This is a genomic window from Cupriavidus sp. SK-3 (assembly GCF_000611145.1).
GTDB lineage: Bacteria > Pseudomonadota > Gammaproteobacteria > Burkholderiales > Burkholderiaceae > Cupriavidus.
Map to the genome: position 1 here is coordinate 36,984 of NZ_JFJV02000097.1, position 10,804 is coordinate 47,787.

Below are 10,804 nucleotides of genomic sequence, written 5' to 3' on the forward strand. Positions count from 1 at the left end.
CGGCATCTCGTGCGTCACGGGAAACGGTTCTCCGAACAGGAACTGCGCCGATCGGGACACACAGCAAGAAGATTTGCTGCAGATCTCGCCGCGGCAGGCAAAACCAAGCAAGCCTTTGCAGGCTATGTCATCCGGTGGAACCCGTCACGCCAAGTCGTCGGCTTCGGACATCCTTCGGATATCGGCAGACAGCCTCGTTGCATCTCCAACCAGGGCAAGCGCCATGGCGACAACTCTATTCTGAAATTTATATCATTTTGTGACATATTCAAGCATCAGCCGCGCAAATCTGGCTTGTTGTTTCCAAGATCCTCTTGATCGCAACTATCTCATAACGTGATGACCTTCACGGGATCATCGCCAGTCCAATTTAATGTGTATTGAATGCGCGTTCCGGTGGCAACGCTGCCGGGAATGAAGCAATGGACGAACAGCAGATTGCGGGCATGAAGGCCGCGCGCAGGCGCTGGCCGATAGCGGCCTTGAACGCTGGCGGCGTCTGTCGCGTTATTTCCCTGGCGCCCTTTGCCGACTGCGTTGAATCTCGCCATCGGGCACGCTCCGGAGGGACTCCGATCGGTGTGGGCTATGGCGCGTTTCGCCTCTGGAAGGGCAGGTTTTCCACATGGCGCGGTAGGCCTTCTGTCATCGTCAATCGCGCCAACGCGTTCCTGCCGGCAATCAGCCGATGCGATCCGACTCTCGCGGACCTCGATCCCAGCCCCCCTATTCTGCGCCGCATCGGAACTATGGTCGCAACGCGCTTCGCTCACGCAGGGAACACCCGAATCCGGCGTTTGTGGTCAGCGCTTGCACCCACCTGGGCAACATGCGGATCGCAGCTTCGCAACGCCTGTCCGGCACACATATGCTAGCGGCCGGCACCCTTGGCTTTCTCATTGGAGGTACTTGCCATGTTAATGAGATATCTTCTAATCGGCGCAGCATTCGTCGAAGTATTGAGTTTCGGCACCGCCAATGCCGCCTGCACCACTACGATTGGTAGTGTGATGTCGCTAACCGGGTCGCTGGGCGTGCTTGGCCAGCAGATCGCCAAAGGTGCGCAGCTGGCGGTCGCGGACCTCAATTCGGCAGGTGGTGTCAATGGCCGCACCGTCAGTCTGGCGTTGCTGGATGACCAGACCACGGCTTCCGTGGGCGTGGATGCAGCCAAGCGCCTGGTGGACGTACAACATGTACCGGCCATTGTCGGCGCCCTTTCGAGCGGCGTCAGCGCTGCCATCCTGACCTCGGTGGCGACGCCTGCAAAAGTCGTTCTGATCTCCCCCGCCTCCACATCGCCGATCTTTACCGAGCTTGCCAAGGCCGGCAAGACAGAAGGCTATTGGTTCCGTACAACGCCCTCGGACACGCTACAAGGTGTTGCGATGGCCAAGGTAGCAATGGATTCGGGTATCAAGAAGGCAGCAGTACTGTATCTCAACAATGCCTATGGGCAGGGCCTGAGCACGGAATTTGCCAATGCCTTCACCAAACTGGGGGGCACGGTCACTGAAAACGTGGTTTATAACCCCAGTCAGCCCTCGTATCGCTCCGAAGTCAACAAGGCAATGAGTCCGGCTCCCGACACGCTGTTCCTGATCGGCTATCCGGGCGACGGAACTACGATCGCACGCGAGTGGATTTCCGCTGGCGGACCACAGAATTTCCTACTCCCCGATGGCCTGGAATCACAGGATTTCGTCAATGACGTGGGTGTGAAGTACATGAAGAATGTGCACGGCACTGCGGCCGGCTCGGTGACAACGCCATCGCTTGCCACCTTCAAGCAGGAGTACAAGGCCAAATTCGGCGAGTTGCCCACGCAAGCCTATATCCCGAATGCCTACGACGGTACCGTGATCCTCGGCCTGGCCATGGAATACGCTAGGAGTGCCGACGCCACGGCCGTCCGCGACAGCATCCGCAAGGTCACGGACCCCAAGGGCGAGAAGATCTATGCCGGCACGGCCCAGATCAAGAAGGCCGCACAACTTCTTTCCCAAAGGAAAGCCATCCAGTATGTGGGCGCCTCCGGGCCGCTGCAGTTCGACGCCTATGGCGACATCAATGCGCCTATGCTGGTCTGGTCCGTGGATAGTCACGGGAAGGTGGCACCCACCGGCATGGTTACGGTGGATCAGATCGCACAACTGCGCAAGGAGATCAAATAACCCCGCCGAGCATCAAACGAAGGACCCGTCACACATTGGCTTATTCGCACAGAATGGCAGCTCCCTCCCCCGACCGAGCGCGGTCCTTGCAGGGGGCTGCCCTGAGAAGGACACAACGCGCATGCTTGAAGTCAACCGGCTGGTTAAGGAGTTTGGCGGACTGCGTGCGGTCGATGACGTTTCCTTCATCTTGCACACCAACACCATTACTGGGCTGATCGGGCCCAACGGCGCAGGCAAGACTACCCTGTTCAACACGCTAGCCGGCCTGTATCGCCCGACGTCAGGTGATATCTCCTTCCTGGGCAAGCCGATCGGCGGCGCCCGGCCGCACGATATCTTCCGTGAAGGCCTGGTGCGGACTTTTCAGATTCCGCGTCCCTTCGCGGCCATGACTGTACTGGAAAACTGCATGCTGGTGCCGTCCCGGCAAGCAGGAGAGCGATTCTGGAACAACTGGCTCCACCGGGCAAGGGTACGCGCCGAAGAACGTGCCTGCCGCGACCGGGCACACGACATACTAGCCTTTGTCGGACTAGCCGCGCTCGCGGGCGAGTATGCCAGGAACCTCTCCGGCGGCCAGCAGAAGCTGCTGGAACTAGCTCGCGTGCTGATGGCGGATCCCAAGCTGATCCTGCTGGACGAACCCGGGGCCGGGGTCAATCCGAGCCTGCTTGTCACCATCATGGATAAATTGCAGGAGTTGAATGCTCGGGGCATCACCTTCCTGATCATTGAGCACAATATGGATCTGATCACGACCTTGTGCGATCCGGTGGTGGTGATGGCCCAGGGCAAGCTGATCCTGGAAGGACCACCAAACCTGGTGCGTAGCGACCCTCGCGTGCTCGAGGCCTACCTGGGCGGGATGCCGGCATGAACGACCTGGCGATATCCGTCCATGACCTGGTGGCAGGCTATGCCCCCGAGGTAAATATTTTGCGTGGAGTGGGGCTCGAGGTTCGACGCGGCGAGATCGTTACGGTGCTGGGGCCGAACGGCGCGGGAAAATCCACGCTGGTCAAGGTCATCGCCGGACTGGTCGCCGTGCGCGGCGGCAGCGTGCAATTGTTCGGTGAGGACATCGCGGAGGTGGCCGCGCACCTGATGGTGCGGCGAGGCCTGGCCTACGTGCCGCAGATCAACAACATCTTTGCCAGGCTCAGTGTCGAGGAGAACCTGGAAATGGGTGCGTACACCCAAGGCCAGCGAACCGAGGTCAGGCGGGGCATCGAACGTATGTTCGACCTGTTCCCGCAACTGTGGGAACGGCGACGCCAGCTGGCCGGCACACTGTCGGGCGGTGAACGGCAGATGGTCGCGGTAGCACGGGCGTTGATGGCGAACCCCAAGGTGCTGATGCTGGACGAGCCTTCGGCCGGGCTCTCGCCGAAGCTGGTCAGCGTGGTCTTCAGCAAGATTCGCGAGGCGCGCGATCTTGGCGTAACCATCCTGATCGTCGAGCAAAATGCCAAGGCCGCACTGGCCATTTCCGACCGGGGCTACGTGCTGGCCGAGGGCCGCGACCAGGTGAACGGCGACGCCCGTGAACTACTTGAGAACACCGAAATTGGCCGCTTGTATCTCGGTATCCTGCGAGGATTGTCATGATCGGGCAATACATTGCCGACGGCGTCATCCTGGGGATAACTCTGGCCCTCGGGGCCATTGGCCTGACGCTGACTTACAACATTTTGCGTTTCGCCAACTTTGCCCACGGCGAGTTCCTGACGTTTGGCGGCTACTTCGCGCTGGTATTCACCAGCCTCTTCGCCAGTGGCGCCGCGTTCGGCCCCTTTACCTTTGGCTGGAACTTCCTCGCGGCAATTGTCTTCGCCGGTGCCATGACAGCTGCACTTGCGCTGCTGCTGGACTGGCTACTCTTTCGCCTGCTGCGCCGAAGCGGGGTGGCTGTCACGCTGGTGATCGCCTCCTTCGGCGCCGCGTTGATGCTGCGCAATGTGGTGGTCTTCATCTGGGGCTCGCAGCCGGAGTACTACTCGCGCAGTATCGCCATCGCCAGGGAGATTCTTCCCGGCGTGCGGCTCACCGCGGATGAGGTTTTTGTCGTGGCGTCGACGATCCTGCTGATGGCCGCGCTACATTTCTTCCTGACCCGCTCCCGGCTGGGCAAGGCCATGCGGGCCGTTTCGGACAACCCGGCATTGGCGAGCATCACAGGTATCAACGTGCAAGGGGTCATTCACTGGACCTGGGTGGTCGGCGGCAGCCTGGCCGCGGTGGCGGGCGTGCTGTTCGGTCTGACGGTGCAGATCTCGCCCGAGATGGGCGCCAACCTGATCCTGTCCATGTTCGCCGCCGCTATTCTCGGCGGCGTGGGCAGCATCTACGGTGCGGTCCTTGGAGGCCTGATCATCGGTGTGGCTGAATCCATCTCGGTGCCGTTCATCGGAGCCGCCTTTATGCCGGCAGTCGGGTTCGTCCTGATGTTTCTGATCCTTCTGGTCTATCCCAAAGGGATTCTGGGGGAACGTTCATGAATGGACTGGCTTCCTATCTGGTCTTCTTCCTGATCCAGGCGCTGATCTTCGCGGTCGTCTGCCTAGGCTTGAACCTGCAATGGGGCTACACCGGCCTCTTCAACATCGGCGTGTCCGGATTCTTCCTGGTGGGCGCGTACGCCTTTGCCATTCTGTGCGGACCGCCCTACGCGAGCCATTTGGGAGGCTTTGGCTTGCCCTTCGGGGTCGGCCTGGCAGGGGCGATGTGCGCGGCCGCGCTGATCGCGTTCATCGTCGGGATTCCCACCTTGCGCCTGCGCGAGGACTACCTCGCGATCGTCACGATCGGCATCGGATCCATCCTGCAGTTGATCGCATTGAACGCCTCGCCGCTCACGGGAGGCAGCCAGGGGGCTGCCAGCATTCCGAGGCTGCTGCCCGACGTGTTCCAGTCCGTGCTGGGTCGCAATCTCTTGATGCTTGCGCTCATGATGGTAGTGGTTCTGTTGATCTACGGCGCCCTGGAAACCATAGTGCGTTCGCCCTGGGGACGCGTTCTCAAGGCTATCCGCGAAGATGAGGTAGCGGCTTCGTCCCTCGGCAAGAGTCCTTTCAGCTTTCGCCTCCAGTCCTTCGTGATTGGTTCGACCATCATGGGTCTGGGGGGCGCCCTCTATGCCACCTTCATCGGCTTCATCAGCCCCGATGACTTCCTGCCGATCCTCACCTTCCAGGCCTGGACCATGTTGATCGTTGGTGGCAGTGGCAACAACAAGGGCGCCATCCTGGGCGCGGTACTGATGTGGGCCGTGTGGACGCTGAGCGGCAGCGCGGCCCTGGCACTGTTGCCGATCGACCTGCAGGTCAAAGGCGGGGCCGCCCAGATCATCCTGATCGGGCTGGTGCTCATGCTGACGTTGATCCTCAGGCCGCGCGGCCTGATTGGCGAAGAGGCGACTGTGTCGCGCGAGGCGCTGGTGAAGACGCTCAAGACGAAGCAGGTGTAATGAAAACCACCCGATTGTCGAGGTCGCCGGATTTGCCTGGCGCTTCGTCGATCTCGTCAGCCTGCTGGTCGTGGCAGTACAGCGGCCTGGTAAGACACCTGCAGGGCGAATGGCGACATGCTGGGGCCCAGTGTTCGATGGCAATGTCCGGAACGCCAATCTCGGTCAGACGCCCCAAAGAATGTCTGCTTGCTGTTGGCGTGCCGCACGCATCATGTCCAAGAATGGATAGGCGCGATTGGGTAGCACAGTGCAAGCCGGCGCACGCGCCACCGCGAAGCCATCTGCAGACTTTTCGTCTGCCCGAACAGCCGCCTCTGCCGTGATCGCGGCCTCAAGCTTGCTGATGGCTTCAGGCAGCTCCTTGCTGGAAATCACGCCGCGCTTTCCAATGCGCTTGCCAACGATGCCCAGCAGATACTGAGCGAGATCGCTCAGCATGGTGACATCCGCTGTGGCGGGAGAGTGGAAGGTAACGAGCATTCGAATCTCCTGGTCAATGATTGCTGAAATGCTGCCGGCACCGGCAACCGGGCACCTTAGCCTGTTCCGCTGACACGCGGGTTCCAGGATGCAGATCTGCTCCCGGTACCCGATGTCTGCTGCCAATGCTCCGGGGCCGGGTGCGGCAGCTGACTGCCGCGAAGACCCCCGGAGTACCGGCAAGGGGCCCGTTGCAGACGAGGCCTGTGGCGCTTCTACGAGGACGCTAGCGTCTTGGGGCTAGCGTGAGCCCGCCTGCCTTGATGGCAGTCGCAGAAGCGCCGGACTTGCTCACGGCATGCGCATGGTGGTGCCTCTTGTGCGTGGAAGATTTCACTGCGTGCTGAGGGATGGCAGGTGCCGTAGTGACCGCCGTAGCTGGGGCCGGCTTCGCGGACGTATCGGCGGCGAAGACCGGGGCCGCCACTGCGCCTGCAAGCAGAACCGTGAACCAAAAGTGAACGAGTTTCATGATGCGCATTCCTCCGAGAATGCCAGGGCCATAGCAAATATGGATTTTTCCCAGCGGATCGATCCATACCTCTAAGAACGCGCCATCGGCATTTTCGTGGACAGTCTCTCTATAGTGATTTGCACTTCGACAATCGCAACGTCGTACCTTCGAGCAGCAAATCCTCGGCTCTCATTTCGCGCACCGCACGGTGAGAGGCCGCATAGTCGTTCAGCGTGACTGTCTCGGAGGGAGTCCTCGGCAAGTTGCAGGATGACCGCAACGTGGTTGGCGAGGACTTGTTCTGGCCAACGTTCGCGGTGGCCGGTGCGGGTGTCGGTGCCGCAAACCGACCACGTTTGCCAATTCGGCGGATGGCCGGACGCACGCGCCGGTATCTCGGCATTGTCCGAGCACCGCAGACAAATGCGTCCATCCGGCCGAAACAAAGCTAGGGTACCGACAGTTTTGCTATCTTGAAAACCGAACCCAATGACTTGAGCTCGATCTTGTGAAGCGTTGCCAGACGCATCAGGCAGCGCTCTCCTCGCGCTCGCAGATGCACTTCCACCTGCCGGTGATCCGCATCGCTCTGCAAACGGGTCACCAACCCTGCGGCCTCACAACGCGACACCAGTGCGACGACACCGTTCGGGGCGGCTTGCAAGCGTTCCGCCAGCTCACCAATCGTGGCCCAATCGCGGTCGCGGAACCCCTTGATATGTAGCAGCAGCAGATACTGCAAAAGCGTGATGCCTTCCGCGCGCGCCGCTATTTCGGAGAATCGCAGGTAGCGGCGCAGCTCATAGCGGAACTCGGACAGGGCTTCGAAGTTCTGCTTTGTGACGTTGTATCGCGTGTCAGAATCCATATTCTGCTCCCTGGGCCTCGCCATCGACACTTGGCCGGTCAAGCACTGGCCTGCCATTGGGGCGAAGCAGGCGTCTTGACCAGCCCAGTCCCTGCGAAGCTACGTCACCTCTTGATAGGTGTCGCGCCAAGGTTGTCTAGCTTACGCTCAAGTTTCATATAGGTAATGGCCACCACCAGCCCGAACACGAGGTGTGTAGCGAGGCTAGCAGCGCTGCGCGCATCCCCGAACCACGGAAAAACCCGAGTCATGCCGTAGAAGTCAAGCCCATACACAACCAGACCGAAGATGGCACCCGCTAGCGAGGCCATGCCGATACTCGAGTCAAGACTAAACGACGCCATGATCGCCGCCAAGATCAGTCCGAAAATGATGGACAGCGCAAAGTGAACCACCAACGCCACCAGCGTTACGCTTGGGTCAAAGGTCGCCGATTGCGAAGAAACACTGTGTCCCATGACGATGGCCGCCGTCATCCGCAACGGTGCCCACGGGCTTGTTCCCAGGATCCACGTCGCCAACACTTCCAGTATCAGAAAGATCACCCCCGCCGCGAGTCCGGCGATGGCGGCGACGCGCCAGTCTGGCGTTCGGCGCGCGAAGTGATGCGATTGCATGTGAAGTTCCATGATGTCCTCCTGCGGTTAGCCGGGGCCTGGTGACACCGTCTCCGAAAAACTTGGCAGGAGGCACGGCAAAACCAGCCTGTGCAGACAGTTTCAGCCGGACTGAAGATGGACGCGAACGGCGTGTTTTGCAACCTCGGCAGAGCATGTCTTCACACTCTAATTTATATCATGTTGTGATATATTCAAGCGGGTAGAACGTGACGAACCGCGCAGGACATCTGATGGTCCAAACGGAAGATCATGCGTCAAGCCTGAAGTTACGCTGATGCAATGCGCCGAGGCTTGGGATACTGGGCCGCACCGGCCCCTGCCCTTACATCTGCCACAAGAAGAATTCGCGGACGTGGCCGCTTGGCAACAAGCTGACCGAGCGATGCTCTGTCTTCTCGCCATAGCTGGCGGAGACTGCATAGCGCCCTGCCGGCAGTGAGACCAGCAGGAATGGCCCCTGCGCGCTGGTCTCGAGCACGGTCTTCCCGTGCGCATCGACGATCTTGACCGGCACCCCCGCCAAGTATTCGTTTCCGTATGAGGTTCTGCCGGCGAACTCAAGCACCAACGGGTAGTTGTGCATCGCTTCCTTGATTGCCTGCGACTCGTCCGACCCCACTCCCCCGGATACATAGGTCACGGGTCCGGCGTGCTGCGCTGCTGGCAATGCCGTCATGCCGGCCCATGCCAGCTGTGTGCACCCAACTGTTGTGATCACCGCTAGCCATCGCCAAATCAGTTTCTGCTTCATGTTGCGCTCCATTTCAGAACTTGCAATGGCGGCGCTATCCGCTACCGTACGCGGATATACTTGACCTGAGGTCGCCCGTCACAATGGCCTGTTACTTGCCTCATGATGGTGCGGAGACCGCATTGAGGCGGATGGACCGCGGTGGCGGCCGATGTACCCAGGCGCGCCGACTATTTGAGCCTATGGCACAGGACTTAAAACTGGCTTAAAGCGGCCAGTCAATCCGCTCATGGCTTGCCTATGCATTTGCGTTGACGGGTGCGCCTGCTCTCGCAGGCGCGGCAGCCTTTTAAGGCAGAATTAAGAATGATGGTCTAGTGTGGAGTTATGGTGCTGGTGAGAGGCCGGCGACCTGCACATTGTCTGCACTGGAGGTGCACTATGCTCCGGCATATCCTGCCTCGCGCGCTTCTCGGCGCCGCTGTCATTGCCACCGTGGCGGGCGGCTATCCCTACCTGGAGCGCAAGGCGATCGCCGTGGGTACCGCACAGGTTGGACAGGTTGGACAGGTTGGACAGGTTGGTACGGGGACCGGACATGGGTCCGGAGATGCGGCGCCGCCGGTCGACTTCCCCACTGTTGTGGAGCGGTATGGACCTGCCGTCGTCAATATCAGCGTGACGACGGCGGAGCAGCGTACTTCGGTGCCAATGCCCAATGGCATCGACCCGGACGCCCCCTTCTACCAGTTCTTCAAGCGCTTCGGGCCCCAATTCCAATGGCCTCAGGGCAACACGCCACGTGTGATGCGAGGTCTCGGTTCTGGCTTTATCGTGAGCCAGGATGGACTGGTTCTCACCAATGCCCATGTGGTAGACGGTGCCAAGCAGGTCAAGGTCAAGCTGACCGACCGGCGCGAGTTCCCGGCAACGGTGTTGGGTGTCGACGCGCGCAGCGACGTGGCGTTGATCCGAATCGATGCCAAGAATCTTCCGACCGTGCTGCTTGGCGATTCGTCACGGGTCCGCGCAGGCGAGCCGGTGCTGGCGATCGGATCGCCCTACGGCTTCGAGAACACGGCCACTGCCGGCATTGTCAGCGCCATAGCACGCTCGTTGCCGGAGGACACCTACGTTCCCTTCATCCAAACCGATGTCGCGGTCAACCCCGGCAACTCCGGCGGCCCCCTCTTCAACCGCTACGGCCAGGTAGTCGGCATTAATGCGCAGATCTATACGCAAACGGGCGGGTACCAGGGACTCGCCTTTGCCATTCCCATCAATGTGGCGATCAAGGTGGAAGCACAATTGCTGGCCCATGGCAAAGTGACTCGCGGCCGTCTTGGTATCGACATCCAAGACGTCGATCAGGGTCTGGCACGCGCTTTTGGCTTGCCTCGACCAGCGGGGGCGCTCATAGATTCCGTCGAACCTGACACGCCCGCAGCCGCCAGCGGCCTCAAGTCAGGTGACGTTATTACCCAGATCGATAACAAGGCAATTGACAGCTCCGCTGAGCTTGCTGCGCATATTGCCGACCTCAAGCCCGGCACAGAGACCACGCTTACACTGATCCGCAATCGGGCGCCGCTCACGGTGACGGCCAAGGTCGGCACATTGGATGGAAAGTCAACCGCTCAGCGGGATGCAGGCAGCGCTGCGGACCGGCTCGGCGTGGCAGTGCGCCCGCTCAATGAGGCAGAGCGCCACACCAGCGGCCTTGCCAATGGGCTGGTGGTGGAAGAAACGGACGGCTCCGCGGCACTCGCCGGCATCGAACCCGGCGACATCGTTCTTTCGCTCAATGGCACACCAGTTACCTCTTCAGAACAACTGCGTGCACTGACGGCGAAGGCGGGCAAACAGGTGGCCCTACTCGTCTTGCGCGACAACTCTCGTATCTTTATTCCGGTCGAACTAGGGTAAACAGGGGCAAACCGACGCAAATGGATGATTTGGCTGAATGCGTGGCTCCTTTTTCAATCGTTGATCAAATAAGCAGTAAGCGTCAGCAGAACCCATCCGTAATGGACTTGACGGCTTCC

At 60.3% G+C, this 10,804-nt stretch carries 11 protein-coding genes and 1 pseudogene; 6 read left to right on the forward strand and 6 right to left on the reverse strand.

Annotated elements, in window-relative coordinates; translation table 11 throughout:
- Window positions 1-329: 329 nt before the first annotated feature.
- The gene (locus tag CF70_RS35830; protein ID WP_152561764.1) at window positions 330-551 is read right to left on the reverse strand and encodes a hypothetical protein; all 222 of its coding nucleotides are present in this window, start codon (window positions 549-551) and stop codon (window positions 330-332) included.
- A gap of 363 nt (window positions 552-914) precedes the next feature.
- On the opposite strand from CF70_RS35830, the gene CF70_RS09820 reads away from it, so the two are divergent.
- From CF70_RS09820 to CF70_RS09840, 5 genes are all read left to right on the forward strand, one after another.
- Window positions 915-2,174 (forward strand): ABC transporter substrate-binding protein, encoded by a 1,260-nt coding sequence (locus CF70_RS09820; protein ID WP_081862105.1) that lies wholly within the window; start codon window positions 915-917, stop codon window positions 2,172-2,174.
- Window positions 2,175-2,295: 121 nt separating this feature from the next.
- A complete protein-coding gene (locus CF70_RS09825) occupies window positions 2,296-3,054 on the forward strand; it encodes an ABC transporter ATP-binding protein (protein ID WP_035863594.1) in 759 nt (252 codons plus the stop codon).
- Window positions 3,051-3,785, forward strand: a complete 735-nt coding sequence (locus CF70_RS09830) for an ABC transporter ATP-binding protein (protein WP_035863597.1) — start codon at window positions 3,051-3,053, stop codon at window positions 3,783-3,785. The genes CF70_RS09825 and CF70_RS09830 overlap by 4 nt, the downstream gene beginning before the upstream one ends.
- Entirely contained in the window at window positions 3,782-4,675 is an 894-nt protein-coding gene (locus CF70_RS09835) for a branched-chain amino acid ABC transporter permease (RefSeq protein ID WP_035863600.1), read from the forward strand. Before CF70_RS09830 ends, CF70_RS09835 begins: the two co-directional genes overlap by 4 nt.
- On the forward strand, window positions 4,672-5,643 hold the full coding sequence (locus CF70_RS09840; protein ID WP_035863602.1) for a branched-chain amino acid ABC transporter permease: 972 nt from the start codon (window positions 4,672-4,674) through the stop codon (window positions 5,641-5,643). The genes CF70_RS09835 and CF70_RS09840 overlap by 4 nt, the downstream gene beginning before the upstream one ends.
- 165 nt (window positions 5,644-5,808) lie before the next feature.
- Here the strand turns inward: CF70_RS09840 and CF70_RS09845 are convergent, their stop codons facing one another.
- The 5 genes and pseudogenes from CF70_RS09845 to CF70_RS09860 form a co-directional block, all read right to left on the reverse strand.
- Window positions 5,809-6,126: a DUF1840 domain-containing protein gene (locus CF70_RS09845; RefSeq protein ID WP_035863604.1), complete on the reverse strand. Its 318-nt coding sequence runs from the start codon at window positions 6,124-6,126 to the stop codon at window positions 5,809-5,811.
- A 596-nt stretch (window positions 6,127-6,722) separates the two neighbouring features.
- Window positions 6,723-6,824, reverse strand: a pseudogene (locus tag CF70_RS39170) (IS6 family transposase); the annotation flags it as partial.
- Window positions 6,825-7,028: 204 nt separating this feature from the next.
- A complete protein-coding gene (locus tag CF70_RS09850; protein WP_035863606.1) occupies window positions 7,029-7,448 on the reverse strand; it encodes a MarR family winged helix-turn-helix transcriptional regulator in 420 nt (139 codons plus the stop codon).
- A gap of 104 nt (window positions 7,449-7,552) precedes the next feature.
- Window positions 7,553-8,077, reverse strand: coding sequence for a hypothetical protein (locus tag CF70_RS09855; RefSeq protein ID WP_035863608.1), 525 nt, complete (start codon window positions 8,075-8,077; stop codon window positions 7,553-7,555).
- Between the two features lie 313 nt (window positions 8,078-8,390).
- Window positions 8,391-8,819 (reverse strand): carboxypeptidase regulatory-like domain-containing protein, encoded by a 429-nt coding sequence (locus CF70_RS09860; RefSeq protein WP_235184979.1) that lies wholly within the window; start codon window positions 8,817-8,819, stop codon window positions 8,391-8,393.
- Between the two features lie 381 nt (window positions 8,820-9,200).
- On the opposite strand from CF70_RS09860, the gene CF70_RS09865 reads away from it, so the two are divergent.
- Complete coding sequence (locus tag CF70_RS09865; RefSeq protein ID WP_035863611.1) at window positions 9,201-10,685, forward strand: DegQ family serine endoprotease; 1,485 nt, start codon at window positions 9,201-9,203, stop codon at window positions 10,683-10,685.
- Window positions 10,686-10,804 lie beyond the last annotated feature (119 nt).